Source organism: Actinomycetota bacterium (assembly GCA_005888325.1).
In the GTDB taxonomy this organism is placed as follows: domain Bacteria; phylum Actinomycetota; class Acidimicrobiia; order Acidimicrobiales; family AC-14; genus AC-14.
Genome location: VAWU01000017.1, coordinates 36,956 through 63,536, shown reverse-complemented (window position 1 = coordinate 63,536; position 26,581 = coordinate 36,956). Strand labels below are relative to the sequence as shown.

26 protein-coding genes and 1 pseudogene (1 of these 27 only partly in view) are annotated in these 26,581 nt (G+C 71.5%); 20 read left to right on the top strand and 7 right to left on the bottom strand.

Annotated features, from left to right (window positions below; all coding sequences use genetic code 11):
* The first annotated feature begins 81 nt into the window (after positions 1-81).
* From E6G06_03960 to E6G06_03925, 8 genes are all read left to right on the top strand, one after another.
* On the top strand, positions 82-942 hold the full coding sequence (locus E6G06_03960; protein ID TML92913.1) for a hypothetical protein: 861 nt from the start codon (positions 82-84) through the stop codon (positions 940-942).
* Complete coding sequence (locus E6G06_03955) at positions 693-2,210, top strand: PDZ domain-containing protein (protein TML92912.1); 1,518 nt, start codon at positions 693-695, stop codon at positions 2,208-2,210. The genes E6G06_03960 and E6G06_03955 overlap by 250 nt, the downstream gene beginning before the upstream one ends.
* A 28-nt stretch (positions 2,211-2,238) precedes the next feature.
* Positions 2,239-2,931, top strand: a complete 693-nt coding sequence (locus tag E6G06_03950) for a response regulator transcription factor (GenBank protein ID TML92911.1) — start codon at positions 2,239-2,241, stop codon at positions 2,929-2,931.
* Position 2,932: 1 nt separating this feature from the next.
* The gene (locus tag E6G06_03945) at positions 2,933-4,411 is read left to right on the top strand and encodes a HAMP domain-containing histidine kinase (protein TML92910.1); all 1,479 of its coding nucleotides are present in this window, start codon (positions 2,933-2,935) and stop codon (positions 4,409-4,411) included.
* On the top strand, positions 4,404-5,447 hold the full coding sequence (locus tag E6G06_03940; GenBank protein ID TML92909.1) for a MoxR family ATPase: 1,044 nt from the start codon (positions 4,404-4,406) through the stop codon (positions 5,445-5,447). The genes E6G06_03945 and E6G06_03940 overlap by 8 nt, the downstream gene beginning before the upstream one ends.
* Positions 5,444-6,409 (top strand): DUF58 domain-containing protein, encoded by a 966-nt coding sequence (locus E6G06_03935; GenBank protein ID TML92908.1) that lies wholly within the window; start codon positions 5,444-5,446, stop codon positions 6,407-6,409. The genes E6G06_03940 and E6G06_03935 overlap by 4 nt, the downstream gene beginning before the upstream one ends.
* Positions 6,410-6,529: 120 nt before the next feature.
* Complete coding sequence (locus E6G06_03930) at positions 6,530-7,480, top strand: VWA domain-containing protein (protein TML92907.1); 951 nt, start codon at positions 6,530-6,532, stop codon at positions 7,478-7,480.
* An 11-nt stretch (positions 7,481-7,491) separates the two neighbouring features.
* On the top strand, positions 7,492-8,904 hold the full coding sequence (locus E6G06_03925; GenBank protein ID TML92906.1) for a hypothetical protein: 1,413 nt from the start codon (positions 7,492-7,494) through the stop codon (positions 8,902-8,904).
* Positions 8,905-8,920: 16 nt separating this feature from the next.
* Here the strand turns inward: E6G06_03925 and E6G06_03920 are convergent, their stop codons facing one another.
* Entirely contained in the window at positions 8,921-10,129 is a 1,209-nt protein-coding gene (locus E6G06_03920; GenBank protein ID TML92905.1) for a hypothetical protein, read from the bottom strand.
* 73 nt (positions 10,130-10,202) lie between these two features.
* Positions 10,203-10,865: a maleylpyruvate isomerase family mycothiol-dependent enzyme gene (locus tag E6G06_03915; GenBank protein TML92904.1), complete on the bottom strand. Its 663-nt coding sequence runs from the start codon at positions 10,863-10,865 to the stop codon at positions 10,203-10,205.
* Positions 10,866-10,939: 74 nt separating this feature from the next.
* On the opposite strand from E6G06_03915, the gene E6G06_03910 reads away from it, so the two are divergent.
* The 3 genes from E6G06_03910 to E6G06_03900 all read left to right on the top strand — a co-directional run bounded on the left by E6G06_03910 (position 10,940) and on the right by E6G06_03900 (position 13,265).
* Complete coding sequence (locus E6G06_03910) at positions 10,940-11,551, top strand: TetR/AcrR family transcriptional regulator (protein TML92903.1); 612 nt, start codon at positions 10,940-10,942, stop codon at positions 11,549-11,551.
* Between the two features lie 82 nt (positions 11,552-11,633).
* The gene (locus tag E6G06_03905; GenBank protein ID TML92902.1) at positions 11,634-12,428 is read left to right on the top strand and encodes a methyltransferase domain-containing protein; all 795 of its coding nucleotides are present in this window, start codon (positions 11,634-11,636) and stop codon (positions 12,426-12,428) included.
* Between the two features lie 123 nt (positions 12,429-12,551).
* Positions 12,552-13,265 (top strand): MBL fold metallo-hydrolase, encoded by a 714-nt coding sequence (locus E6G06_03900; protein TML92901.1) that lies wholly within the window; start codon positions 12,552-12,554, stop codon positions 13,263-13,265.
* 13 nt (positions 13,266-13,278) lie between these two features.
* Here E6G06_03900 and E6G06_03895 read toward each other — a convergent pair whose 3' ends face one another.
* Complete coding sequence (locus tag E6G06_03895; protein TML92900.1) at positions 13,279-13,653, bottom strand: hypothetical protein; 375 nt, start codon at positions 13,651-13,653, stop codon at positions 13,279-13,281.
* 113 nt (positions 13,654-13,766) lie between these two features.
* Between E6G06_03895 and E6G06_03890 the strand changes: the two genes are divergently transcribed.
* The 5 genes from E6G06_03890 to E6G06_03870 all read left to right on the top strand — a co-directional run bounded on the left by E6G06_03890 (position 13,767) and on the right by E6G06_03870 (position 18,834).
* On the top strand, positions 13,767-15,038 hold the full coding sequence (locus E6G06_03890) for a DUF445 domain-containing protein (protein ID TML92899.1): 1,272 nt from the start codon (positions 13,767-13,769) through the stop codon (positions 15,036-15,038).
* 29 nt (positions 15,039-15,067) lie between these two features.
* Positions 15,068-16,153 (top strand): sigma-70 family RNA polymerase sigma factor, encoded by a 1,086-nt coding sequence (locus tag E6G06_03885; GenBank protein TML93038.1) that lies wholly within the window; start codon positions 15,068-15,070, stop codon positions 16,151-16,153.
* Positions 16,154-16,200: 47 nt separating this feature from the next.
* Positions 16,201-17,250 (top strand): acyl-CoA desaturase, encoded by a 1,050-nt coding sequence (locus E6G06_03880; protein TML92898.1) that lies wholly within the window; start codon positions 16,201-16,203, stop codon positions 17,248-17,250.
* A 41-nt stretch (positions 17,251-17,291) separates the two neighbouring features.
* Entirely contained in the window at positions 17,292-17,510 is a 219-nt protein-coding gene (locus E6G06_03875; GenBank protein TML92897.1) for a hypothetical protein, read from the top strand.
* 289 nt (positions 17,511-17,799) lie between these two features.
* The gene (locus E6G06_03870; protein TML92896.1) at positions 17,800-18,834 is read left to right on the top strand and encodes a hypothetical protein; all 1,035 of its coding nucleotides are present in this window, start codon (positions 17,800-17,802) and stop codon (positions 18,832-18,834) included.
* 27 nt (positions 18,835-18,861) lie between these two features.
* On the opposite strand, the gene E6G06_03865 is transcribed toward E6G06_03870, so the two are convergent.
* The 4 genes from E6G06_03865 to E6G06_03850 form a co-directional block, all read right to left on the bottom strand.
* Positions 18,862-19,635, bottom strand: a complete 774-nt coding sequence (locus E6G06_03865) for an SDR family oxidoreductase (protein ID TML92895.1) — start codon at positions 19,633-19,635, stop codon at positions 18,862-18,864.
* 68 nt (positions 19,636-19,703) lie between these two features.
* A complete protein-coding gene (locus E6G06_03860; GenBank protein TML92894.1) occupies positions 19,704-20,519 on the bottom strand; it encodes a YceI family protein in 816 nt (271 codons plus the stop codon).
* Entirely contained in the window at positions 20,426-22,003 is a 1,578-nt protein-coding gene (locus E6G06_03855; GenBank protein TML92893.1) for a hypothetical protein, read from the bottom strand. The genes E6G06_03860 and E6G06_03855 overlap by 94 nt, the downstream gene beginning before the upstream one ends.
* 42 nt (positions 22,004-22,045) lie before the next feature.
* Complete coding sequence (locus E6G06_03850) at positions 22,046-22,447, bottom strand: MarR family transcriptional regulator (protein ID TML93037.1); 402 nt, start codon at positions 22,445-22,447, stop codon at positions 22,046-22,048.
* A gap of 194 nt (positions 22,448-22,641) precedes the next feature.
* On the opposite strand from E6G06_03850, the gene E6G06_03845 reads away from it, so the two are divergent.
* The 4 genes and pseudogenes from E6G06_03845 to E6G06_03830 form a co-directional block, all read left to right on the top strand.
* Positions 22,642-23,631, top strand: coding sequence for an ATP-binding cassette domain-containing protein (locus tag E6G06_03845; protein TML92892.1), 990 nt, complete (start codon positions 22,642-22,644; stop codon positions 23,629-23,631).
* Positions 23,628-24,437: an ABC transporter permease gene (locus E6G06_03840; protein TML92891.1), complete on the top strand. Its 810-nt coding sequence runs from the start codon at positions 23,628-23,630 to the stop codon at positions 24,435-24,437. The genes E6G06_03845 and E6G06_03840 overlap by 4 nt, the downstream gene beginning before the upstream one ends.
* 45 nt (positions 24,438-24,482) lie before the next feature.
* Entirely contained in the window at positions 24,483-25,736 is a 1,254-nt protein-coding gene (locus E6G06_03835; protein ID TML92890.1) for a cytochrome P450, read from the top strand.
* Positions 25,737-25,860: 124 nt separating this feature from the next.
* Positions 25,861-26,581 (top strand): annotated as a pseudogene (locus E6G06_03830) (hypothetical protein); it runs 146 nt beyond the window's last position.

Genomic DNA, 26,581 nt, shown 5'->3' with positions numbered 1-26,581 from the left:
GTCACGGATCGGGGCGGCACCTTCGACACCAACCCCATCGCGCCGAACGCAACGGGCGAGATCACCTTCTCGGCACCGGGCGTGTACCACTACTTCTGCCGCATCAACCCCAACAAGATGAACGGCATCATCACGGTCACCGGCGACACCGGTCAGGCCGACGTCAACCGCGTCGAGGCGATCGACCCCGCGCCTCAGTTCACCGGTGAACGCCTGCGGTTCGTGCCCGACACGCTGACCGTGAAGGCGGGCTCCACGCTCCAGTTCGCCAACGTCGGTGGCAAACCCCACTCGCTCACCGCCGACGACGGTTCGTTCGACACCGGGATCGTCATGCCGGGGGCCGAGGCCGGTCGCTTCGCGGGAACGAACGCGTCCATCACCCTCAAGGAGCCGGGCACGTTCAAGTTCCACTGCGAGGTGCACCCCACGGTGACGGGGGTGGCCCCTGCGGGACCGGGCCCCGCGCCACCATCCGACGCCGCGAGACAGGTGAGCGTCGACACGGTCGACTTCGCGTTCAAACCCGCGCAGGCGTCGGTCGCGCCGGGAGGCGAGGTGACGTGGACCAACCGCGGGTCCGCGCCGCACACGGCGACGTTCGACGACGTGTCGCTCGACACCGGCACCATCGCGCCGGGCAGCAGCGGCAAGCTGACCGCGCCGGAAAAACCGGGCAGCTACAGCTACAAGTGCAAGATCCATCCGGCCAAGATGCGCGGGGTGCTCGTCGTGGTCGGCCAGAACCAGGCCGATCCCACTGCGACCGCGGCCGCCAAGGCGACCGGCCCACCCTACGCGGCGGCCGGCAACACCGGGCCGGGAGGCGGCATTTCCGGGTTCGCCCTCGCCACCGGTGTCGTGGCCGCCTTTCTCGGAGGCTTCGGCATCTCGGCGTTCGTGCGGCCTCGCCGCGCCGTCCCCAGCCCACCCTCTCCGTAGCACCGATACCTGCGCCACACTCGGGGGACGCGCACAGCCGACCCACAGGGTCTGGTGCCGTGGAATCGACACCATCGAACGACTGGGACCTTCCCCATTACACGGCCCCCACCGAGACCATCCCGACCGTGACCGCTCCGACCGAGACGGTCCCGGAGCCTCCTCGCCTGCCGCCCGCCGGTCTACCCCCTGTCCCGCCCCCGGCGGGCGGCGGCGCCCCGCCTCCCCCGCGTCCCACCCGGGGCCGTGTGGCAGCCCTCCTGGCCACCACGGCGCTCGCGGCGGGCGCGGTGGGCGGCGTGGTGGGCGCCAAGCTCACCGACGACCGGCCGGTCACCGCGTCACCCGCCACCACCGTCGGGCGAGCGGTCTCCACCGGCCCGAGCTCGGTGCTCGCGGGGCCGGCCCTCGACCTGCAGGGGATACTCGCCAAGGCCGCGCCCGCGGTGGTGTCCATTCGCGCGTCGGGCGCGGGCGGCAGCGGCGCGGGCACCGGGATCATCCTCACCGCGGACGGCGAGGTCCTCACCAACGCGCACGTCGTGAGCGGCGCCGACACGGTGCGCGTGCGACTCGAGGGCGAGTCCCAGTCGCGCTCGGCCACCATCGTGGGCAGCGATGGCGTCAACGACCTCGCGCTCTTGAAGATCGGCAACGCGAGCGGGCTGCCCACGGCCGAGCTCGGCGACTCCGCGACCGTGAAAGTCGGCGACGACATCGTGGCGATCGGCAACGCACTCGGTCTGCCGGGTGATCCCACCGTGACGCGAGGCATCGTGTCGGCCACCGATCGCACCCTCGACAACCTCACCGGGCTGATCCAGCACGACGCCGCCATCAACCCGGGGAACTCCGGGGGCCCGCTGATCAACCGTTCCGGTCAGGTGGTCGGCATCAACACCGCGACCGCCGGACAGGGCATCGGCTTCGCCATCCCCATCGACCACGCCAAGAGCGTGATCGAACGGCTGCGGCGGGGCGAGAGCGCCCCACCGGTCGGGTGGCTGGGCGTGCAGACGACCGACCCCGACGACGGCAGCCGTGGCGCCCTCATCGTCGCCGTCGTGAACGGGGAGCCGGCCGACCAGGCCGGCCTGCAGGAGGGAGACCTCATCACTGCCGTCGACGGGACGCCGGTGACGGGCGCGAGCGACTTGGGCGGCCTCGTCCGCGACCACCGTCCCGGGCAGCGGGCGACGATCACGGTGACGCGGAACGGCGAGTCGCGGGACCTGCAGGTCACGTTCGGCTCGAAACCCAACAACTGACGTGACGGGACGGGGCACGATTGAGGCCATGGTGCTCCCCGCGGCCCGGGTACTGGTCGTCGACGACGAGGATGCCATCACCGACCTGGTGAGCACCGCGTTGCGGTACACCGGGTTCGACGTCGCCGTGGCCTCCACCGGCCGCGCCGCGATCGCCACGGCCGCCACGTTCCGGCCCGAACTGATCGTCCTCGACATCATGCTCCCCGATCTCGATGGCTTCGAGGTCACCCGCCGGCTGCGGGGCGACGGCGTGCGGGTACCGGTCGTGTTCCTCACCGCACGCGACGCGACCGAGGACAAGGTCACCGGGCTCACCATCGGCGGCGACGACTACGTCACCAAGCCGTTCAGCCTCGAGGAGCTCGTCGCGCGCGTCCGCGCGGTGCTGCGCCGTACCCGAGGCGACGACGACGGCTCGAGCCGTCTGCAGTTCGGCGACCTCGAGCTCGACGAGGACACCCACGAGGTCTGGCGCGCGGGTGCTTCCGTCGCGCTGACCGCCACAGAGTTCAAGCTGCTCCGGTACCTCATGCTCAACGCACGAAGAGTCCTGTCGAAGGCGCAGATCCTCGACCACGTCTGGGAGTACGACTTCGGGGGTGACGCCAACGTCGTCGAGACCTACATCTCGTACCTGCGCAAGAAGGTCGACCAGATCGAGCCCCATCTGATCCACACCGTCCGGGGCGTGGGGTACACCTTGCGGCTGCCCGGCTGAGATGTCGCTGCGCGGCCGACTCCTGGCCGGTCTCGTCGCACTGGTGACGGTCGGCATGCTCGTGTCCGACGTCGTGACGTACACAGCACTGCGCTCGTTCCTCGTCGACCGCATCGACCAGCAGCTCGAGGACACGGTGCTGCCCGCGGCGCAGGAGCTGAGAATCCAGTCCGGGTTCCCGCACCGGCCGTCGGACCGGACGATCATCCCCGCGGGCACCGACGCGCGGCTCCTCGACGGCAGTGGCCAGGTGGTGGCCACGCTGCCCGGGTTCCGGGAGCCGTCGGACCCACCCCCCCACCTGCCCGACCTCACCTCGATTGGCCGGGCCGACGGGCAGCACGCCTTCACCGCCCGGGCGGAGGGTGGGAGCTCGCTGCGCTACCGGGTGCTCGCCACCCCGACGACCGACGGGGGCGTCTTCGTCGTCGCCCTCCCGCTGCGCGACGTGACGAAGACGCTCGGCCGGCTCGTCCTCATCGAGGTGATCGCCACCCTCTCGGTGATCGTGCTGCTCGGCCTCCTCTCGTTGTGGGTCGTGCGCGTCGGGCTGCGCCCCCTCGACCAGATGGCCACCACCGCGGGAGAGATCGCGGCCGGCGACCTCTCGCGCCGCGTGGAGCGGGCGGACGATCGCACTGAGGTGGGGCGGCTCGGCGCGGCGTTGAATGGCATGCTCGGGCACATCGAGCGGGCCTTCGCGGCGCGGACCGCGTCGGAGCAGCGGCTCCGGCGGTTCGTCGCCGACGCGTCGCACGAGCTGCGCACCCCGCTCACCTCGATCCGCGGCTACGCCGAGCTCTTCCGTCGCGGCGCGGCGGAGCACCCCGACGACCTCGAGACGGCCATGCGGCGCATCGAGGACGAGAGCGCGCGCATGAGCGTGCTCGTCGACGACCTGCTGCTCCTGGCCCGTCTCGACCAGGGCCGTCCCCTCGAGCGGGAGGAGGTCGACCTCGTCGCGCTCGCGAGTGACGCGGTGGACGACGCTCGCGCCGTCTCGCCCGATCGGCCCATCACGTTCGAGACCAACGGACCCGTGACGGTCACGGGCGACGAGGCCCGGCTGCGCCAGGTGACCGCGAACCTGTTGGCCAACGCGCGGGTCCACACGCCGGAAGGCACGCGCGTGCATGTGCGCGTCCGGTCGACACAAGAGGGCGCCCAGCTCGAGGTCGCGGACGAGGGCCCCGGTCTCGAAGCCGACGAGGCGGCGCGCGCGTTCGAGCGCTTCTACCGAGCCGACCCGGCGCGTGCGCGCGCCGGTGGCGGGAGCGGGCTGGGGCTCTCCATCGTCGCCGCCATCGCCGCGGCCCACGGGGGACGGGCGACGCTCGACACCGGCCCCGGCCGCGGCGCCACCTTCCGCGTCGAGCTGCCCCGAGTCGCGCCGCCTCCGGTCGAGGCGCCCACACCGCTCACAGCATCCACCCAAGAATCGCCCACGACGATCACAGACCTGAGGGACCAGAATGAGTGACATGTCTTCCAACCCGCGACCGCCGTCCATCGCCGAGGCGCGCCCGGCGTCGGATGCCGCCCTGCTCGAGCGCACGCTCTTCGAGGTCAAGCGCGTGATCGTGGGGCAGGACCGCATGGTCGAGCGCATGCTGGTTTGCCTGCTGGCGCGCGGACACTGCCTCATCGAGGGGGTGCCGGGCCTGGCCAAGACCCTCGCGGTGGAGACGCTGGCCTCCTCGGTAGGCGGGTCGTTCGTACGGCTCCAGTTCACCCCCGACCTGATCCCCGCCGACATCATCGGCACGCGGATCTACCGGCCCTCGCGTGAGGCGTTCGACGTCGAGCTGGGCCCGGTGTTCGCCAACTTCGTGCTGGCCGACGAGATCAACCGCGCGCCCGCGAAGGTGCAGTCGGCGCTGCTCGAGGTGATGGCCGAGGGCCACGTCTCGATCGGCGGCATCACCCATCCGGTGCCCATGCCGTTCCTCGTGCTGGCGACGCAGAACCCCATCGAGTCCGAGGGCGTCTACTCGCTCCCCGAGGCGCAACGCGACCGCTTCCTCATGAAGATCGTCGTGGGCTACCCGAGCGGTTCCGAGGAGGTCGAGATCGTCCGGCGGATGGGCGTCGACCCGCCCCGCGCGGTCGAGGTGCTCGACACTGCGACGCTCGTGCGGCTGCAACGCGACGCCGACCAGATCTTCGTGCACAACGCGGTCATGGACTACGCGGTGCGCATCGTGCTCACGACGCGCGAGCCGGCCGAGCGGGGCCTGCCCGAGGTCGCGCCGCACCTCGCCTTCGGGGCGAGCCCGCGCGCCAGCCTCGGCCTGATCGCCGCCGGCCGCGCGCTCGCGCTGATCCGCAATCGCAACTACGTGCTTCCCCAGGACGTGTTCGACGTGGCGTCCGAGGTGCTGCGGCACCGGCTCGTCCTCTCCTACGAAGCGCTGGCCGACGGCGTCACGCCCGACGACATCGTGGGCCGGGTGATCGCAACCGTCGTGGCGCCCCGCGTCGCCCCCAGCCAGGACCGCACCGCGGTGATTGCGTGAGCGCCCGCCCGGGGTTGGCGCGGGGCCAGGCGGCCCTGCGCCACCTCGAGCTGACCATCACGCGTCGCCTCGACGGCCTCCTACAGGGCGACCACCAGGGCCTCGTGCCGGGCTCGGGCAGCGACCCGGGCGAGGGCCGCGTGTACCAGCCGGGCGACGACGTGCGCCGCATGGACTGGAACCTCACCGCTCGCACCACCGTCGCCCACGTGCGGGAGACGATCGCCGACCGCGAGCTCGAGACGTGGGTGGTCGTCGACCAGTCGGCGAGCCTCGACTTCGGGACCGCGGCGTGCGAGAAGCGCGACCTGGCGCTGGCTGCGACGGCAGCAGTGGGCTTTCTCACCGCGCGCGCGGGCAACCGGCTCGGCGCGCTGTTGCTGCGGCCGGGCGGCCTGGTCACGGTGCCTCCGCGCTCGGGTCGCGATTCGGTCATGGCGCTGCTCCAGCGGGTGGCGACGACACCTCGCGCGCACACACCCGGCCCATCGACGGCAAAGAGACTCGCGGAACGCGGCCCCACGGCCGACTTGAGCACCGCCCTGCGCGCTGTCGGCCCGCTGGCCCGCCGGCGGGGCCTCGTCGTCGTGATCTCCGACTTCCTCGACCCCGCGGGCTGGGAGCGGCTGCTCCGGTCGGTGCGAGGGCGCCACGAGGTGCTCGCGGTCGAGGTGCTCGACCCGCGCGAGCTCGAACTGCCGCCGGTCGGCCTCCTCACCCTCGTCGACCCCGAGACGGGGCGCCGCATCGAGGTGCAGACCGCCCGCAACCAGGTCCGCCGGCGCTACGCGGAGGCGGCGGCGGGCCAGCGGGCCGAGATCGCCCGCGCGCTACGCAGCGCGGCGGTCCCGCATCTGACGCTGCGGACCGACCGCGACTGGCTCCTCGACATCGTGCGCTTCGTCGCCCTGCGCCGCCGGCTGCGCACGGGCCTCGTCGCCCCGCAGGCGGTGCACCGGTGAGCGCAGCGACCAATGTGACAGAGCGGTGCAGCGGCCGAGCGTCGAGGACGGTGCACCGGTGAGCGCAGCGACCAATGTGACAGAGCGGTGCAGCGGCCGAGCTTCGAGGACGGTGCACCGGTGAGGTTTCTCGCGGGCGAGCGCCTCTGGTTGCTCGTTCTGGTCGCCGCGCTCGTGGCCGCCTACTTCCTCACCCAGTACCGCCGGCGGCGCGACACGGTGCGCTTCACCAACGTCGCGCTGCTCGCGTCGGTCGCGCCGAAGCGTCCCGGTTGGCGACGCCACGTGCCCGCGGCCGCCCTCGTGGCTGCGCTCAGCCTCCTCGTCCTCGGGTTCGCCCGGCCGACGCGCGCGGTCAAGGTCCCCCGCGAAGAGGCGACGGTGATGCTCGCCATCGACGTCTCCGCCTCGATGCAGGCGACCGACGTCGCACCGAGCCGGTTCGCGGCCGCCCGTGACGCGGCGCGGGCGTTCACCCGGCACCTGCCGGCCCGGTTCCGGCTCGGCCTGCTCTCGTTCTCCGGCAGCGCGACCGTGCTCGTGCCTCCCACCAACGACCGCGAGCCCGTGCTCCAGAGCCTCGACAACCTGCGCCTCGGCCCACGCACGGCCATCGGCGAGGCCATCTTCGCTGCGCTCGACACCGTCGCCAACTCGGTCGACCCGACCCCCCATGCGAAGCGGCCACCGGCGCGCATCGTGCTGCTCTCCGACGGCGCGACGACAGCGGGCCGGCCCAATGCAGACGCCGCCGCGGCGGCGGCCGAGGCAAAGGTGCCGGTGTCGACCATCGCGTTCGGCACGGACCAGGGAACGGTCGTCGTCGACGGTCGTCTCATCCAGGTGCCGGTCGACCGAGGCGCGTTGCGCGATGTGGCCGACACCACCAAGGGCTCGTTCTTCGAGGCGGCATCGGGCGAGGAGCTTCGTCACGTCTACGACGACATCGGCAGCCAGATCGGCTTTCGCACCGTGCGCCGTGAGGTGAGCGCCTGGTTCATCGGCATGGCATTGGTATTCGCGTTCTCAGCCGCCGCCGGCTCCCTCGTCTGGAGCTCCCGCCTGCCCTGACGCCTCCTTCCGTGGATGTCGACCATTACCGCGCGCTCGTGCGCCCGCTCGTCGCGGGGCGCAAGGTTGTCATCACCGGCGGCCCGCTGGCAGGGCTCACCGACATGGTCGAGCTCACCAACGCCCTCGGAGCCGAGCGACCCTTCGCGCTGGCCTTCGGGGTGGGCACCGGCGACCTGCCCGGCCCCGACCGAGCCGACACCCTGGTGCTCGACGTCGGCGCGCCCGACATCGTGAGCGAGCTGCGCGCCGTCGACGCGGCTCTCGTCGACCTGCCCGCGCACGCGCTGGCCGCGCTCGCCCGCTACGACCCCGACCACGAGGCCGTGGTGTTGGTGATGACGCCTTTCTGGGCAAGGCCCGAGGTCGCGCGCCGCACCGTCCTCGGTCCGCGCACCGCCGCCTCGCTGGCGCTCGAGGACAAATCGATCGTCGACGATCTCTGGGACGCCTTGGGCGTGACCCGCGCCGCGGCGACGGTCGTGCCCGCGCGCGCCGACGCCTTGCACCGCGCCGCCCGCCGGCTCGACAGGGGCCTGGGCACGGTGTGGTCGGGCGATGCGAGCGAGGGCCTCAACGGAGGAGGCGTCTACGTGCGTTGGGTCCGGTCCGGGGACCTCGGCGCTGCCGACGACGCGGCCTCGTTCCTCGTCGCGCACTGCCGACGCGTGCGCGTCATGCCTTTCCTCGAGGGCATTCCCTGCAGCATCCACGGGCTGGTCTTCCGCGACGGCGTGGCGGTCCTCCGACCCGTCGAGCTCATCACTCTCCGCCGCGCCGAGCGGCCGGGGGCCGCGACGGAATCGGCGGCCCTCCTCTACGCGGGCACGGCCACGTTCTGGGACCCCGCGCCCGATGACCGCGAAGAGATGCGCGCCGTCGCCCGCCGCGTCGGTGAGGGCCTGCGGGAGCGCATCGGCTTCCGCGGCGCGTTCACGGTCGACGGCGTGATGACGGCCGCGGGCTTCCGGCCCACCGAGCTCAACCCCCGCGCGGGGGCCGGCCTGGTGCCGATCGGCGCGGCGCTGCCCGCGCTACCGCTGCAGCTCCTGCACATCGCGGCTCGGAACGACGTCGAGCTCGACGCCCGCCCGACCGAGCTCGAGCGACTGGTGGTCGAGGCCTCCGACGGCGCCCGGCGCGGCGCCGCGTACACCCCCATCGCGCCACGGTTCACCGAGACCACCACCCACCGCATCGTCTACGACGGCACGGCGTGCCGGGTCGCCGGTGACGACGAGCCGGCGGACGCCACCGTGACGCTCGGACCCTCGAACGTCGGCGGGTTCGTGCGCGTCGCGCCCGACGGTGCCCGCACACCCGCGGGCCCGTCGATCGCGCCGTTCGCGGTCGCCGCGTTCGCGTTGACCGACGCGACGTGGGGCACCGGCATCGGCCCGCTCGCGCCCGCCGGGCATCAGTAGAACATCGACGCCGTGCTCACGTGATCCCCACGACGTGGACGGCGAGGATGAGCGAGATCGCGCCGACGAGGTCCATCGTCGAGGTCAGCAGCGGGACCCCGTGGTTGTCGGGGTCGAGGCCCAGCCGGAAGGCGACGATGCTGCCGTAGTACGCGACGAGCATCGCCACCGCGGTCGCGAGGGACCCGCCGGCGCCGGGGCCGGCCCGGTCGAACACGGTCGCCGCCAGATCCGCGGACAGGGCCACCAGCACGAACACGGGCAACGCGAGGAACGCGACGAGCGCGAAGTCGTCGCGCGCCGGGCGCGGGGGTGCGGCGGTGGGCGCGATGACGCCCAGGTGCAGCTTCGACGAGAGGCGACTGGCGAGGATGGCGCCGAGCGCGCCCGTGTCCTCGAGAAAGGGCGGGATCAGCACGAGCAGAGCCGGAAAGGTGAGGAACGACTCGATGCGCTGCTGGATGGTGAGACCCGCCACCACGTCGACCGCACCCGCCACGAGGAGCACCGGCAGGGACTCCCGCACGATGCGACGGAGCAACTCGTGGCCGGCGCCGAACGCGGCCACGACCGAAGCGACGGCGAGGACCATCGTGGTGAGGCCCAGCACCGGCGTCACGACCCGCAGCCCGACGAGGTAGGTGGCGAGGAACAACGAGGGCAACGTGACCATGTCGCCGGCGGCGGTGACGAGAGGCGCGGCCACGTTGTCCATGTCCCAGCCGCGTCGGGCCGACAACGCCGCGACCCCCAACGTGATAGCGAGGACCACGACGGACGAGATCGCCCCGCCCGCCACCGAGATCACTGCGAAGTCGACGACCGAGATGGTGCCGGCGACTCCGAACGCGACCGCGATCGTCTTGGCGAGCACGGCGAGGGCGAACGAGATCGAGAACGTGAGCGCGATCGACGCCAACACGTTCTGCCCCACGACGGTGTCCGCCCGGCGCGAGAGGCTGAACGTGCCGGTGTGGATGGCGGTGCCCAGCCGGCTGCCGAGCGCGCCGAAGATGTTGCCGCGCATGCCGATGGCGGCGGGAATGAGCACGAGCAGGCCGGGGAGGGCTTCGAGCGTGTGGGTGATGGCGCCGAGCGTCAGCCCCGCGAACAGGTCACCGCCCGAAGAGACCAGGAGCGCCGCACTGCCCTGCCGCAACCCGGCGACGTCGGGGCCGAGCGTGGCGCGGACGCGCGCGACGATCTGCTTCGGCCAGCCGGCCACCGGTACTCGGAGGCTCCGCGCGGCGTCCGGACATGGCGGGCATCGTAGATGCCCACGCGGACCGGCTCACTCGTCAGGCATAGATGTTGACGTCAGGACCGAGGCCGAACGTCGACGGATCGGCGCGACCGGTGGCAGCCAGGACGAACGCCAGCGCGTCGCCCTCGATGCGCTTCCCGCCGCCGCCGACATCGAACTCGTCGAAGCCGTCGAACGCCAACGTCGCCGGTCCCCAACCCCGCTGCCCGAGCACGGTCGCCACATGCGACAGCGAGGCCTTGAGCCCGGGCCCTCGGACCGAGGGGAGCCCGGTGGCCGCGCGGATGTCGTCGGCGTGGAGGTACGCGTCGTACCAGAGGGCCTCGACCGCGTCGCCGAGCGTGCCGTCGAAGCCGCCGGGCGAGGGCCCGGCCCAGGCCGACTCGTCGAACACCGCGAGCAGGTCGGCCGACCCCTTGGCCGCGCCTTCGAGCTCGTCGGCGAGCTCGTCGTTGGTGCGGCCCCGCCGTTGCGCGACCTGTCGGGCGGTCACCGGCTCGGTGCCCTGGCCCTCGAGCTCCCCCGCCACGATCTCGGCCATCGAGCCGGAGACGTGGGCGGCCACGTCGGCGACGGTCCAGCCATTGCAACGGCTGGGACGCGCCCAGGCGTCGCCGTCGAGCTCGCGCAGCAGCGCCGCGAACGCCTGGTGCTCGGCGGCGATGCCGTCGCGCACCTCGTGGAGTGACAGTGTCATCTCGGCCTCCTTCGTCGCGTGGGTGCGAAACCTTAGTTACATGCAGGCTGCCCGCATGTATAGTTCGGAGCCGCATGGCGGTCAACGGTGAAAAGGGTCACAGGCGCACGCAGGCCGACCGGTCGCACGCGACGCGCGGCGCGCTCCTGGCATCCGGACGCGCTCTCTTCGCCGAGCGGGGCTTCGCGGGCACGGCGCGCGAGGAGATCGTGGAGCGGGCGGGCGTGACGCGCGGCGCGCTCCACCACCACTTCGGCACCAAGCAGGACCTCTTCGCGGCGGTGTTCGAGGAGCTGGAGTCGGAGCTGGCGGCGCGCATCGCCACCGCCGCGATGGCGGGCGACGACCCTCGCGATCAGTTGCGCCGCGGCTGCCACGAGTTCCTCGACGCGGCACTCGACCCGGCCGTGCAGCGCATCGTGCTGCTGGACGCGCCGGCGGTGCTGGGTTGGGCGGCCTGGCGGGACGTCGATGCCCGCTACGGGCTGGGGCTCGTCACCGAGGGCCTGCGCGCGGTGTTCGCGTCGGGCCCCGGCGAGCCCCCGGCGGTCGAGCCGCTCGGCCACCTGCTGCTCGCGGCACTCAACGAGGCCGCCATGCTCGTGGCCGGCGCGCCCGACCCGGTCGCGGCGCGGTCCGAGGTCGGCGCCATCGTCGACCAGCTGGTCGACTCGCTGACGAGCTGACCGCGCGTTACTGTTGCTCAGCATTCGAGACAATGTCTCAATATCTGAGACAGGCCACCACGAGCACGCGGAGGACGACGGCATGGCAACACACGTCTGGCTGCCGGCATGGGACGGCGAGCTCTACGCGGCGAACACCGCCCACCACCGCGTGTACGACGACTGGTTCCGCGCGTCGCTTCCCCTTCAGCGCCACCACCGCGTGCTCGACCTCGGGTGCGGTGCCGGTGACTTCACGCGCACCATCGCCGACGACGTTCCCGACGGTGAGGTCGTCGGCCTCGATCCCCAACCGTCGCTGCTCGCGGAGGCGCGCAAGCGGGCCGGGCCCAACCAGTCGTTCGTGGCAGGGCCCGTTCAGCTGCTGGCCGAGCTCCTCCCGACCGACGCCGCCTTCGACGTGGTGATGAGCCGCTCGGCGATGCACTGGGTCCCGATCGCCGACCACCCGCGGCTGCTCGCCGACGTCCACCGCCTGCTCAGGCCGGGCGGATGGTTCCGGCTCGAGATGGGCGGTGTCGGCAACATCCCGCGCATCCTGCCCGTGCTCGACGAGGTGTCGCGCGCGTTCGGCGGCCCGACCTCGCCTTGGTCGTTCCCGGACCCGGCGCACTACCTCGACCTCCTCGAGGCGGCCGGCTTCTCCAGCGCCGGCGGCCACGTCCAGGCGCTCGCGCAGCGGCGGTCGTTCGACCGCGCGGCACTGCGGGGTTGGCTGCACAGCCAGTGCCTCCAGGCGTACGAGGTCGGCCTCCCAGCCGAACGGTGGGGCGAGTTCCGGGCCGCGGCCGACGTCCGCCTCGACGACCTCCGACGCCGCGACGGCACGTTCGACCAGACCTTCGTCCGCCTCGACGTGCTGGTGCAGCGCGACTAGTCCCTGCTTCCGGCAGACCGCCGGGTGCTTGGTGCGCGCGACCACCGCGACGGTGGTTGAGCGCGACAAGAACACCCGCGGCGTCCGGCGCAGTGTGGGTCGGGCCGCCTACCATCGGCCCGGATGGCCGAGCGCCTCTACTTCCGCCAGCTGCTCTCCGGCCGCGACTTCGCCACCGACGACCCGGTGGCCGCACAGATGGTGAACTTCGTGTACCTCATTGGCGACCGTGAGACCGGCGAGGCGATGGTCGTCGACCCCGCCTACGACACGGATGCCGTGCTGCGCGTGCTCGATGACGACGGCATGCGGTTGACGGGGGTCCTCGTCACTCACCACCATCCCGACCACGTCGGTGGGTCGCTCATGGGCCATCCCATCGAAGGTGTGCGCGAGCTGCTCGCACGCGAGAACGTGCGGGTCCACGTGCACGCGGCCGAGGCCGAGTCGGTGCGACGCGTCACGGGCGTGTCGAAGTCGGAGCTCGCCACCCACGACAGCGGCGACTTCGTCGACGTCGGGGCGATCGGCATCGAGCTGCTTCACACCCCGGGGCACACACCGGGCAGCCAGTGCTTCCTCGTCGATCGCCTCCTGGTCTCGGGCGACACGCTCTTTCTCGAGGGCTGCGGGCGCACCGACCTGCCGGGTGGCGATCCCGATGCCATGTACGAGAGCCTCCAGCGCCTCGCGTCGCTGCCCGACGACATCGCGGTCCTTCCAGGGCACCGCTACTCGGTCGCGTCGTCGGGCACGATCGAGGCGGTGAAGCAGGTGAACTACGTGTTCAAGCCGGCCAGCAAAGAGCAGTGGCTGACGATGTTCGGCGCGGCCTGACCGTCAGGCTCGCCTATCTGCCGGCGTTGGCGCCCTGATGGAAGCGGGCGTTGGCGGGGTCGCCAGGGCGGCAGCACGGTCGCTTGTTCGTCAGTGAGCACTTCGGGTACGGGGCGCGGCGGCAACCCAGTCCCCGGCGGGGGTACGGGCCTCCGAACCCGCCCGACGGGGTCGCGGGCGGCGGGAGCGGGGGGGTGACGGTGCCCGCGGGGATCGAGCTGGTCGGCGTGAGCTGCACTCCCTCGACCTCCGGCCCCACGACCGTCGTCGTCGTCGTGTCATCGGTGGCCCGCGGACCGCGGGGCAGGCTCCCACCGCTTTCGCTGGACCCGCTACAGCCGCTCGCCGCCAACAGCGTGAGCACCAGGGCCGCGATCACCCGGCTCATCGTCCCCCCATACAGCCTCATTTCGCCCCACCAGTCTGTACCGGAGACCTCGGTCGTTGTCCAGGGCACCTGACCGCCGAAGGGGGCGCGCCACTAGCGTGCGGCCCGTGTCGGTGAGCTCCCCAACGGCCACGTTGCCACCCGTGCGTGACGACCGGGCGAAGCTCGCGCAGCTGGCGGTCACCAAGCGGCGCGCCACCGGCCTGCTCGTCGCCGCGACCGGCGTGTTCCTGCTGACCCTCCTCGGCGAGGGCGAGCGGGGGTGGCTCGGCTTCGTGCGCGCCACGGCCGAGGCGTCCATGGTCGGTGGTCTCGCCGACTGGTTCGCGGTCACGGCCCTCTTCCGTCACCCGCTCGGGATCCCGATCCCCCACACCGCCATCATCCCCGAGCGCAAGGACCAGTTCGGCCGCACGCTCGGCGAGTTCGTCCAGGACAACTTCCTGTCGCCCGACGCCATCGTCGACCGCATCCGTTCCGGTCGACTCGCAGCCCGCGCGGCCGAATGGCTGGCCGACCCCGCCAACGCGGCCACCGTCGCGCGCCACTCCGCCGACATCGTCGTCGGGCTCACCGACACGCTCCGCGACGAGGAGGTCCACGCCCTCATCGAGGACACGGTGATCGCGCGGATCGAGGCGGTACCCCTCGCCCCCCTTGCCGGTCGGGCCCTCGACATGATGACGGCGCAGAACCGGCACCACGAGCTGCTCGACACGCTGGTGCGCGGCATCGACCGCGCGATGGCCGAGAACCGCGACGAGCTGCGGGCACGGTTCGGCCGCGAATCGCCGTGGTGGGTCCCCGAGCCCATCGACGGGCGCATCTTCGAGAAGCTGTTCGACGGTCTGCGGAAGCTGCTCCAGGAAATCGCGGCGGATCCGCGCCACGAGCTGCGGATGGAGTTCGACAAGCGGGTGCGCGCGCTTGCGGTCGACCTCGGATCGTCACCGACACTGCGCGCCCGCGGCGAGGAGCTGAAGCGTGAGCTGCTCGCGCACCCCGAGCTGCGCCAGTGGTCGTCGGCGCTGTGGCGCGATGTGAAGGAGACCCTGCGTGCGCAGGCCGCCGATCCCGACTCGGAGCTGCGCCGGCGGCTGGCGGAGCTGATGCAGGCCGCGGGAGCGCGGCTGCGCGACGATCCCGCCGTCCAGGCCAAGGCCGAGGAGCTGGCCGCGGCCGGCGTCCGCTATGTCTCCTCGCACTTCCACGACGAGATCGCGAGCCTGGTGAGCGGCACGGTCGCCCGTTGGGACGCGAACGAGACCTCGCGGAAGCTGGAGCTCCTCCTCGGTCCCGACCTCCAGTTCATCCGCATCAACGGCACGGTCGTCGGAGGCCTCGCCGGTCTCGCCCTGCACACGGTGGTCGTGCTGCTCGGTTGAGAGCATGCGCGGTGCCCCCCTCCCGGTCGATGGAGCCCGGGCTGCGGCGTGAGGCGGTACGCTGCAAAGGCGCCCGGCCGCACCCGCGCAGGCCGCCCGCCGCGCTGGTCCGTCATCTCCGACCCTGCACGACATCCAAGCGCGTGGAGTCACGGAGCAGCAGGGAAATTCCGGCGCGACCGAAGCAGGCGCCCGACGAAGACCTCGTCCGCCTCTACCTGACCGACGTCGGGAAGCACGCCTTGCTGACCCGGGCCGACGAGTCGCGCCTGGCTCAGGCGATCGAGACGGGACGCTCCGCCCGCACGCGCCTGGAGACCAACGGCAGCGCCGGCGAGCCGCTGAGTGCGATCGACCGGCGGGGCCTCGAGCGCCAGGTGCGCAGCGGCAACGCGGCCACGGAGACGTTCGTGCAGGCCAACCTCCGGCTCGTCGTCTCCATCGCCAAGCGCTACCAACCGTCTGGACTCCCGCTCCTCGACCTGATCCAGGAGGGCAACCTCGGCCTGATGCACGCGGTCGAGAAGTTCGACTGGCGGCGGGGCTTCAAGTTCTCGACGTATGCGACCTGGTGGATACGTCAGGCCATCACCCGGGGGATCGCCAACAGCAGCCGAACCGTGCGACTGCCCGTGCACGCGGGCGATCTGGTCGTGCGGGCGAACCGGCTGCGCCCCGACCTGCACCAGCGGTTGGGCCGGCGACCTTCGGTGGCCGAGCTGGCCGCCGAGCTCGGCGCGCCCGAAGGCCGGCTGCTCGAGGCGATGAACTTCGCCATCGAACCCCGCTCACTCTCCGAACCGCTCGTCGAGGGGCGCGACACGGAGCTGAGCGACGTGGTCGCGGACCGCACGACGCCATCGCCGTACGAGCACGCGGCCGCCGCCATGCTGATCGACGACGTGGCCGGGCTCCTCTCGTGTCTCGACGAGCGCGAGCGGGAGATCCTCCGGTTGCGCTTCGGCCTCGATCGCGGCGAGCCACGCACCCTCGACGAGGTCGGGCAGCACTTCCGCCTCACGCGCGAACGCATCCGCCAGATCGAGGCCAAGGCGCTGTCGAAGCTGCGTCATCCCTCGATCGCGCCCGGCGCGCGGGAGCTGCTCGACGACTGAGTTAGGCTATTCGGTACCGCCTTCGGTGCCGGTCAGACAGACGGCCGATGATTCCAAGGGCCCCTGGAGTCCTCGTGCCTGTCGAAGCAACCGCTCCGTCCGTCTCGCGCCCGGTCGCCCGTCGTCTCGTCGACGAGCTGCCTGCCACGATCCCGGAGACACCGACTCCGGAGACACCGGCTCCGGAGACACCGGCTCCGTCGCCGGCTCGCACCTTCGAGCGGGTCATCACCTGCCTGATCGTGTTCGGCCCCCTCCTTGCGGTGGTTCTCGCGGTGCTCCACTTCTGGGGCCACGGTGTGAGCGCGCGTGACCTCGTCCTCGCGGTCGTGCTCTACTTCGTCGCGGGCCACGGGGTCACCGTCGGCTTTCACCGGCTGTTCGCCCACCGGAGCTTCAAGGCCCGCCGCCCGCTCAAGATCGCCCTCGCGGTCGCCGGGTCGATGGCATTCGAAGGCGCGGTCATCGGCTGGGTCGCGAACCACCGTCTCCATCACACGTTCGCGGACCGGCCGGGCGACCCCCACTCCCCTGCGCTCCACGGTTCGGGCGCCACCGGGCGCTTGCGCGGCCTGTGGCACGCGCACATGGGTTGGTTCTTCGGACCACCGACCATGGCCGAGAGCCGCTACGCCCCCGACCTCATGACCGACGCCGACCTGCGGGTCGTGAGCCGCCTCTTTCCCCTCTGGTGCGTGGTGTCGCTCGCGTTGCCGTTCGGCATCGGATGGGTGTGGGGCGGGGGGCTCGCGGCGGCTGGGACCGCGCTCCTCTGGGCCGGCGGAGTCCGCATTTGCGTGCTGCACCACGTGACCTGGAGCATCAATTCCGTGTGCCACGCGTTCGGGCGCCGCCCGTTCGTCACCCGCGACCAGAGCACGAACGTCGGCGCCCTCGCCGTCGTGTCGATGGGCGAGTCGTGGCACAACGCGCACCACGCGTTCCCCGCGCTCGCCCGTCACGGCGTCGACCGGGGACAGCGCGATTCCTCGGCTGCGCTGATTCGGGCGTTCGAGCGGGTAGGTTGGGCGCAGGACGCCAGGTGGCCCGATGCTGCCCGCCTGGACGAACGTCGGACACCCTCCGGCCCTGCCTAGGGCATGCGAGGAGCTGCGCGCCGCCGATCGAGGAGGAAGCCGTGCCCAGAGGTGGAGAGCGCGAGAGCTTTGCCAAGCGACAGCGGGAGCGGGCTCGCATGGAGAAGGCCGAGGCGAAGCGCCAGCGTCGCTTCGACCGGAAGAGCGCGACCGACGACGGGGCGCCGGAAGGAGAGGACTACGAACCGACCGATGCGCTCGATCGACCGGACGAACCCGACGCGCCGCACGAGCAGGAGGGTGACGGCGCCGTCGAGTAGCGCGGCGGTGCCGCGCCCTTGCGTCAGCCGCGCCCTAGTTGGCGGCTGACCCGCGGCTCCGCTCGGACTTCTTCGCCTTCTTGGCGGCCCGCTTCTCCTTGAGGGTCTTGCCTGGCTTCTTCGCTTGCCCCGAGGGCGGGGCCTTGGATCCCATGGCGCCAGCCTACGACGGACGGAGCGGCTCCGGATCGACGGTCACCCGCCCGCCGTGCGTCGCGAGCGGGCGCCCTCCCGCGATCGGTAGCGTCGCATCGGCTAAGCAGCCCGACGGGACGACAGGGGGGCCGTCATGAGAAGGATCGCATTCGGATGGCTCGTGGTCGTCGCAGTCGCGGTGACCGCATGCTCGTCAGGTGACACGGCAGGGTCGAAGCGCGATGCGGCCGCGAAGCGGGTTCCGTCGGGCACGCGCGACACCGCCGTCGCCGCGTCGCCGTCGAGCGGGTGCCGCGGTGGCGCGGCGGGCCTCCCGGCGGGCGAAGAGAAGGTGACCCTTAAACGCTGGTACATCCGCCACGTGCCCGCGGCACACGACGGCACCAAGCCGTTGCCCGTGGTCGTCGACCTCCACGGCTACACCGAGGGCGCCCAGGTGCACGTGCACATGAGCGAGTTGGGCGCGTTCGGCGACCAACACGGCTTCGTCACGATCACGCCGCAAGGCCTCGGCCCGATCCCCCGCTGGGAGACGGCGGTGGGCTCGAAGGACGTGAAGTTCATCGGTGACCTCCTCGACCAGGTGGAGAAGACGGTCTGTGTCGACACCGCACGCGTGTTCGTCACTGGGCTGTCGAACGGGGCGATGATGACATCGGTCGTCGCGTGTGCGCTCGCCAACCGGGTCGCGGCGGTCGCGCCCGTCGCCGGGATCACGAACGTCGCGGGCTGCAAGCCGGCTCGAGCGGTGCCGATCGTCGCCTTCCACGGCACCGCCGACCCGTTCGTGGCCTACGACGGTGGACTCGGTCCCGCCGCCGCCAAGCTGCCGGCACCCGACGGCTCGGGAAGGACCCTCGGCGACCTCGGCGTGCGCGACCGGCCCAAGGGGCCCTCGGTGCCCGACGTGCTGCACGCCTGGGCCCGGCGCAACAAGTGCACGGGCCAGGCTTCCGAGAAGCAGGTGGCCTCCGATGTCACCGAGCTCTCCTATGCCTGCCCGCGCGGCGCGGACGTCGAGCTCTACCGGGTGACCGGTGGCGGCCACTCCTGGCCGGGGAGCGTGTTCTCCAAGCAGATCGCTTCGGTCGTCGGCCCGACCACCGACTCGATCTCGGCCGACGCAGTCATGTGGGCGTTCTTCGAGGCACACCCACTCCCCCACTGACGGATCCCGCCATCGCCGTCGTCGTCGTCAGATCAGCGACAGTCCCCCGTCGACGGCGAGCACCTGGCCCGTGATGTAGCTGGCCTCGTCGGACAGGAGGAACACGGTGGCCGTCGCCACCTCCCACGCCGACCCCTGACGCCCCAGCGGGACGGGCGTGCGCTCGCGTGAGGGACGTCCCCGAGAGGCCCACCGCCCGAGGGGCGTGTCGATGAGGCCCGGCGCGACGACGTTGGCGCGCACGTGCCGGCGTGCGCCTTCCAACGCGACATGGCGGCAGAGCCCGATCACGCCGGCCTTCGACGCGTCGTATGCCGGCAACCGGCTGCCGGGCTGGAGGCCGGCGACCGAGCTGATGAAGACGATCGCTGCACGTTCCTGCAGGTGCCGCCACGCCTCCTGCACCACGAGGAAATGGCCGCGGAGGTTGACCGCGAACGTCGCGTCCCAGTCCTCGGCGGTCGTGCCGGTGACGCCTCCACCGCGACCGATGCCGACGTTCAGCACCAGACCGGCGAGCGCGTCGTCGGCGACCGCTTCGGCGACGAGCGCGGCGCAACCCTGGGTCGACCCGACGTCGGCGACGACCACGACGGCATCACCACCCTCGTCGGTGATCAGGGACGCCGTCTCCTCCGCCGCGTCGCGATCTCGATCCGCGCACACGACCGCGGCGCCCTCCCGGGCCGCGAGCACGGCGATCGCCCGCCCGTTGCCGACGGGAGCATCCGGGTCGTCGGAGCGTTGGGTGCCCGCGCCGACGACCAGCACCCGTCGACCGGTCAGGCGGGGGCCGCTCATGGGTGGAGTCTTGTCGACCCGCGGCCCTGGAGCACGAAGTCAGGCAAGCACGGCCACGCTCAGCGATGTCAGGCGGGCACGAAGAGGAGCTGGAGCTCCAGCGTGCCCCGGTCGTCGGTCTCGATGAAGCCGGGAATCCTGATGGGTGCCATCCCGTAGTCGCCGAGGACGACGGGCGCGCTCCCGGCGACCGCGATCGTGGCGCCGTTCCACTTGGCTTCGAGCGCCACCTGCACCGAGCGGGTGACACCGTGGAGCGTGAGGTCGCCCGTCGCGGTGACCCGATAGCTCGTACCCCGCACCGGTGCCGAAGGAATGGTGATCGGTGCCGTCAACGTGAACGTCGTCTCGGGGAACCGGTCGGTCTCGAGCCCGCGCTCGCGGATGGCCGAGTCTCGTCGGGCCTGGTCGCTCGTGAGCCCAGTGAGATCGGCGACGACCTGCGCGGCCGAGACCGTGCGACCGGAGACGCTCATCGTGCCTCGCACCTTCGGCGTGCGCCCGGTCGCGGTCCGCTTCACGGTGGCGGCGGCGAACAGCTCTTGGATGCGGTAGCCGACGAACACCGTGTCAGACGGCTTCACGGCCCACGCTCCGTCCGGTGACGAGCGGCTCTCCGCCCCGGTGGGCGCGCTCGCGGCGACAGCATCGACGCGGGGCTTGGGCGCGGCGGTGTCGCGCAGCACGAACCACCACACGCCCACCCCGGCGACGACCAGCGCCACGGCGACACCGGCCAGGACCTTGCCGGTCCTCGACACGCGCCGCCTTCGGGAGGTGTCCGAAACCGTCAGGCGGCCACGCGGAACGCACCGCGCATCGAGGGGTGGATCCGGCAGAAGTAGGTGTAGGTGCCGGTCGGGAGATTGGTCGGCACGGTCCAGTCGAGGCGCCCCGCCGTCGGCGGCCCGGCGACGCCAAGCTCTCCCGAGTCGAACTGCACGTTGCCGTCCGCGAGCGGATACGCGACCCCGGTGGACCGGTCACACGGCGCCTTGCACGACGTGATGGTGTGCCAGATCCCGTTCCCGCGCGGCGCGTCGTTGTTGAAGAACTGGAGGGTCTGGCCCGCCTTCACGACGGGAACCTGGCTGTAGATGCCGCCGATGTCGCCCGGGGCAAAGGTGAAGTCGGCGATCGTGACCTTGTCGGTCACCGGACCGCTCGGCAGCTTCGACACGTCGGTGTACTGCTTGGGCGCGGGCTGTCCGCCGTGGTTGTTGTTCTCGGGCAGGTGCCCGTGGGTGAGCACGGGCTTGCCGGCGTCGACGCGAGCCGTGAACGGATCGGTGCCGGCCGTGCCGTCGGTCGCCCAGATGACGGCGATCCCCATCGATTCGTACCACGACGCACGCACGGTGTCGTAGGTGACCGAGATCGAGAGCGTGTCGCCCTTCTTGACTGCGACCCGCCAGTCGGGTGGGGTCGCAGTCATCGACACGTCCCACGACACCGCGCCCGCGGGCTCGTAGTAGATCGCGTCGGACCTGAAGATGTGTGCCTTGTCGCCGTTGATGGAGGGCTTGGCCGCGGCGGTGGCCTGAGCCCCGGCGCGCGTGTCGAACAGGTCGACGTGGAGCCCGCCGGGGTGCAGATGCCCCGCGGTCGCGATCAACACGGTGTCGCGGTCGGCCGTCCACTGGTTGAGCTGCCGCCGCTTGTAGGGGTGATCGGCTTGATCGGGGTAGGTGAACGTGCCGTTGGTGCCGCTGCCCTTCAGCACGTCGAACACCGGATAGATGTGACCCTTCTGCACGTCCATCCAGATCGGCCAGGCCGGGGTGATCTTGGCCGCCCCCGGCGATGACGCGGGGATGAAGTCCATGTCGTAGACGATCGACACTTCGTCCGGCGTGGACAGGAGGTTGTGGAGCATGTAGTTGATCAGCCAGGGCTCCGAAGCCTTGTAGGTGTACCCGTAGCCCTTGGGCAGGATCATCTGGGTCTTCTCCTCACCGGAGGCGAAGAACAGGTTGCTGTACAGGTCGCCGCCCCTGCCCATGTTCACCCAGACCCCGTGGTGCAGGTGGATCACGTCGACCGGGGGCACCGACCCGTCGTTGCGAACGAGGTTCGGGTGGATGGCGACGATGTAGCCGTCGACGCTGGGCTTCGGGACATCGGTGCCGCTGATCACGATGTTGTTCTGGCCCGGCTGGATCTTGATCGGCCCGTACTTGAACTTGAGGTGCTCGACGCCTTCCTGCGCCGGGGCGGAGACGACCTTCAGCCCGTGTGCAGGATCCTCCGCGGCTGCCGCTTGCGTGCGACTCGCCTTCGGGGCGCTGGTGTTCGACGCCGACGCACACGCGACGGCGACAACGGCCGTGACCGGTAGCACGAAGTACTTCAGGCGGCTGCGCAGCACACGTCTCTCCTCGGAAGGGTGGCGCCAGTATCTACCACCGAACTAAGGAGACTCTAAACCGGGCGACGCGGGTGACGGCAGCCGCGCCAATGCGTCGCGGAGCGCCACGAGCTCCGGGCGCAGGAGGGCAACGAGGTCGTCGGGCGGCGCGTAGAAGCGCCGCAGCAGCTCGGCCTTGGTCTTTTCGCCCAGGGCCGTGAGCGCGACCGTCTTCACCCGCCGGTCACTCGTGAACGTGCGGCGCTCGACCAGTCCTCGTTCCTCGAGCTGGTCGACCATCCAGGTCACGTTCGAGGCGTCGCAGGCGAAGGTCTCGGCCAGCGCCCGCATCGGTCGCGGGTCGTCGGGCTGTAGGTCGAGCAACAGCTTGGTGGCGCCCGGGTTCAGCCCCAGCTGGCGCGCCGTCTCCATGTGCCGCAGGTGGGCCATGTGGAAGTCGAGCATCCGGCGCCACACTTCGGCAGCCAGCACTGCGTTCTCGCTCCGGACCGCCGTGTCGCTCCGCACGGCCTCGACCGGCACCGTCTTCTGGGCCACGACGTGAGTCTATCCGCCCCCCGCGAGTTTCTCCAGCATCCTCAACAGTCTGTGACGTTCGACACTTGACTCTCTTCAAGCATTTGCGCGAGGGTGACGGGATGAACGACGGAGGAACCGCCCCGGCCATCGTCGTCGAGGGCCTGCGCAAGCACTTCGGCGACGTGGTCGCGCTCGACGGAATCGACTTCGCAGTGCCCGCCGGAACCGTGCTCGGGCTGCTCGGCCCCAACGGCGCCGGCAAGACCACCACCGTCCGGGTGCTCACCACGACCGTGCGGCCCGACGCGGGCCGGGCTGGCGTGCTCGGCGTCGACGTGATGCGAGACCCGGCCGCGGTTCGAGCCCGCATCGGTCTCGCCGGCCAGTACGCAGCCGTCGACGACAACCTCACCGGGCGCGAGAACCTTCGCATGGTGGCAAAGCTCGCGCATCTCCCCCGCGCCGGCATCGCGGCGCGCGCGGCCGACCTGCTCGAGCGCTTCGACCTCGTCGACGCCGCCGACCGGCCTGCGCGCACCTACTCGGGGGGCATGCGCCGACGCCTCGACCTCGCGGCGGCGCTCGTGCACCGGCCGCCGGTGCTGTTCCTCGACGAGCCGACCACCGGCCTCGACCCCCAGAGCCGGGTCGGTGTCTGGGAGCTCATCGGCGAGCTCGTCGACGACGGCGCCACGGTGCTGCTGACCACGCAGTACCTCGAGGAGGCCGACCGGCTCGCGCACCGCATCGTCGTCGTAGACGACGGGCGCGTCATCGCAGAAGGCACTGCGGCCGAGCTCAAGTCGCGCTTCGGCAGCACGGTCGTCGAGGTCGGGTTCTCGAACCCGGCCGGCGCGCTGCGGGCGCGTGCCGTGCTTGCCCGACTCGCGGTCCGCGGGCCCGAGCAGATCGACGCCACATTGCGCGTCCCTGTGGCCGACGGGCCACGGGTCCTCATGGACGCGCTGCGTGCGCTCGACACCAGCGGCCTGACCCCGACCACCCTCGTCGTGCGAGAGCCGAGCCTCGACGACGTGTTCCTCACCCTCACCGGGCACCGGCCCGATTCCGGAGAGCCCGCAGCCGAGACCACGCGAGGTGCCGCATGACCGCCGCTACCGTCTTCGTCGAGGCGCCGGCACGACCGCGCGACCGCCTGCATCACGCTGTCGGCGACACGCTCACGATCGCGCAGCGCAACCTCATCACGCTGAGGCGCGTGCCACAGCTGCTGATCTTCTCGACGATCCAACCCGTCATCTTCGTGCTGCTCTTCCGGTACGTCTTCGGCGGCGCGATCCATGTGCCCGGCGTCCCGTACGTCGACTTTCTCATGCCCGGCGTGTTCGCGCAGACCGTCGCGTTCGGCTCCATGAACACGGCGATCGGGCTGGCGGCCGACGTCAACACCGGTCTCATCGAGCGCTTCCGGTCGTTGGCGATGGCGCGCTCGGCGGTCCTCGCGGGACGCACGCTCGCGGACGCCGTCCGCAACGTGCTCGTCGTCGTGCTCATGGCCGCGGTCGGCTTCGCGGTCGGCTTCCGGGTGCACACCAACGCGGTCGCCTTCCTCGGCGCGCTGGCCCTGCTCGTGCTGTTCGGGTACGCGCTGTCGTGGGTGTTCGCGGCCGTCGGCCTCGCGGTGGGCGACCCCGAGACCGCGCAGGCCGCCGCCTTCCCGCTCATGGCGCCACTCGTCTTCGCCTCGTCGGCGTTCGTCCCGGTCGGGACGATGCCGGGTTGGCTCCAGGCCTTCGCAAGGAACCAGCCTCTGTCGGTGGTCGTGTCGGCGTCTCGCGCCCTCGTGCTCGGGGGTCCGACCGCGACCCACGTGCTCCAGGCGCTCGCATGGTGCGCGGCGATCCTGGCGGTGGCCGCACCGCTCGCGGTGCGTCGCTACCGGCGTGCGGCGTAGCGGTCGGTGTCCCCTCGGCGAGCGACCTAAGCTCGGTCGAAACCGATGCGGAGCAGGGAGTCCGAGGCCCACGTGAACCCCGAGGTGACGGACCCGGCGACGCTGGTCTTCTCGCAGGCCGGTGCCGATGCGCCCCACGAGGCCTACCGGCGGCTGCATGACCGCTGTCCCGTGGCCCGGTCGGAGTTCGGCGGCGCGCCCGCGGTCTACCTCTCCCGCTACGACGACGTCCTCTGGGCACTGCGGCACCCCGAGATCTTCTCGTCCGACGTCGAAGCCCTCTCGATCGGCCAGGAACAGCCGCTCATCCCGCTACAGGTCGACCCGCCCGAGCACACCAGGTACCGACGGCTCCTCAACCCCGAGTTCGTCCCGCGCAAGATCGCAGAGCTCGAAGCCGACGTGCGCGTGCTGGTCAACGGGATCATCGACACGTTCGCCGACCGCGGCCACTGTGACTTCCACGACGAGTTCGCCACGCCGCTGCCGTCCACGATCTTCCTGCGCCTCATGGGCCTGCCCCAGGCGGACCTGCCGATGTTCCTGCAATGGCGGGACGACATCGTGCGCCCCGACGTCGCGCCGGACGACTTCGACGGGGCGGAGCGGGTCCGCGCCGCGGCCGGCCAGGCGATCAACGCGTACTTCGAGCGCTCGATCGAGGATCGGGGGCGCACACCGGACGCCGGGCTCCTCAGCCGCCTCGTGCAGTCCGAGATCGACGGCGTGCACCTCACTCGACGGGAGCTGCTCGGCATCTCCCACCTGATGCTCCTCGGCGGCCTCGACACCGTCACCGCGACCCTCGACTGCATGGTGGCCAACCTCGCACGCCATCCGGAGCGGCGGCGCCGACTCGTCGAAGCGCCGTCGCTCGTGCCCGCGGCCGTCGAGGAGCTGTTGCGACGCGAGAGCCCGGTCATGGTCGTCCTCCGCATCCTCACGCGCGACATCAGCGTCGGCGGGGTCGAGCTGCGCGCGGGCGACCACGTCACGCTCGTGATCGGCGCGGCGAACGCCGACGCGCGCGAGTTCCCCGACGGCGAAGTCGTCGACATCGATCGAGAGCCGAACCGTCACCTCGCCTTCGGTGCGGGCAACCACTTGTGCCTCGGCGCCCACCTCGCACGTCTCGAGCTCCGCGTCGCGCTCGAAGAGCTGCACCGGCGCATCCCCGACTACCGCATCGCCGACGACACGGAGATCCACTACTCCCCGGGCATTCGCCAGGCCGACCACCTGCCGCTCGTGTTCGAGCCCGCCCGGCGAGAGGTCGCGGTCGCCCGTCAGGAAGGCTGAACTGCCCCAACTCGACCGGCGGTCCGCCGCCGGGTCTTGCCGCGATTTGCGGTCTTGACGAACGGGTCGGTTGAGGCGAGGCTGCAGTCGCGGCACGAGGGGGCCGCGAGGGGGGCGAGAGGGGATGTCCGCGGGCGGGACGCTGTCGCGACGCCGGCAGCGGTTGGGGGCACTTACGACCGTCGTCGTCCTGATCGCGCTCACGGCGCCGAGCGCGACGGACGCTGCCGCACCGAGCCTGCAGTTGAGCCGCGTCATCCACACCAACCCCTTCACAGGCACGTCGGTGCGCTTGCACGACGGTGAGGGCAGCGCCTACGTGCCGAGCGACGACTCGCTCTGGCTCGCCGACGACAACGGCAGCGAGGTGGTCGAGGTGAATCGGGCGACCGGCGCGCTCAAAAAGGTGATCTCCGAAAGCGAGTTCTCGGCTGCGCCTCGATTCGGTGGCGGCGGCACCGCCGGCAGCAACCGGGACGGCGACCTCGAGAGCATGGCGTACGACCCCGTCAACGACCTGCTGTACGCGTTCTCGGGGAAGTGCTGCGACTCCTCGGCGCTGCCGACCGCTTTCCGTCTCACACGCGGGAGCGACCACAAGTTCCACGTCGAGTCCTACCAGCCGCTGCCGTCGGGCAGCGACTTCACCGCTGCGGGCTTGCGCGCGAGCGACGGCAAGCTCTACGTCGGTGTGGGCAGCAACCTCCGCCAGTACACCTACTCGACCAACGTGGTCGGCTCGACCTTCCAGGTCTCCGGACTGAGCGGAATCCTCGGGATGAGCTTCTCGGACGACAGCGCGGATCTCTACGTCGTCAACGGGTCCCAGAAGCTCATCAGAGTCG

What these genes read in the sequence shown, in the direction of transcription:
- E6G06_03835 (TML92890.1), top strand. Translation starts at nt 24,483, where the DNA reads ATGCGGAGCAGGGAGTCCGAGGCCCACGTGAACCCCGAGGTGACGGAC.
- E6G06_03915 (TML92904.1), bottom strand. Translation starts at nt 10,865, where the DNA reads ATGACACTGTCACTCCACGAGGTGCGCGACGGCATCGCCGCCGAGCAC.
- E6G06_03895 (TML92900.1), bottom strand. Translation starts at nt 13,653, where the DNA reads ATGAGCCGGGTGATCGCGGCCCTGGTGCTCACGCTGTTGGCGGCGAGC.
- E6G06_03880 (TML92898.1), top strand. Translation starts at nt 16,201, where the DNA reads ATGATTCCAAGGGCCCCTGGAGTCCTCGTGCCTGTCGAAGCAACCGCT.
- E6G06_03840 (TML92891.1), top strand. Translation starts at nt 23,628, where the DNA reads ATGACCGCCGCTACCGTCTTCGTCGAGGCGCCGGCACGACCGCGCGAC.
- E6G06_03900 (TML92901.1), top strand. Translation starts at nt 12,552, where the DNA reads ATGGCCGAGCGCCTCTACTTCCGCCAGCTGCTCTCCGGCCGCGACTTC.
- E6G06_03870 (TML92896.1), top strand. Translation starts at nt 17,800, where the DNA reads ATGAGAAGGATCGCATTCGGATGGCTCGTGGTCGTCGCAGTCGCGGTG.
- E6G06_03885 (TML93038.1), top strand. Translation starts at nt 15,068, where the DNA reads ATGGAGCCCGGGCTGCGGCGTGAGGCGGTACGCTGCAAAGGCGCCCGG.
- E6G06_03845 (TML92892.1), top strand. Translation starts at nt 22,642, where the DNA reads ATGAACGACGGAGGAACCGCCCCGGCCATCGTCGTCGAGGGCCTGCGC.
- E6G06_03950 (TML92911.1), top strand. Translation starts at nt 2,239, where the DNA reads ATGGTGCTCCCCGCGGCCCGGGTACTGGTCGTCGACGACGAGGATGCC.
- E6G06_03850 (TML93037.1), bottom strand. Translation starts at nt 22,447, where the DNA reads ATGCTCGACTTCCACATGGCCCACCTGCGGCACATGGAGACGGCGCGC.
- E6G06_03940 (TML92909.1), top strand. Translation starts at nt 4,404, where the DNA reads ATGAGTGACATGTCTTCCAACCCGCGACCGCCGTCCATCGCCGAGGCG.
- E6G06_03945 (TML92910.1), top strand. Translation starts at nt 2,933, where the DNA reads ATGTCGCTGCGCGGCCGACTCCTGGCCGGTCTCGTCGCACTGGTGACG.
- E6G06_03865 (TML92895.1), bottom strand. Translation starts at nt 19,635, where the DNA reads ATGAGCGGCCCCCGCCTGACCGGTCGACGGGTGCTGGTCGTCGGCGCG.
- E6G06_03905 (TML92902.1), top strand. Translation starts at nt 11,634, where the DNA reads ATGGCAACACACGTCTGGCTGCCGGCATGGGACGGCGAGCTCTACGCG.
- E6G06_03910 (TML92903.1), top strand. Translation starts at nt 10,940, where the DNA reads ATGGCGGTCAACGGTGAAAAGGGTCACAGGCGCACGCAGGCCGACCGG.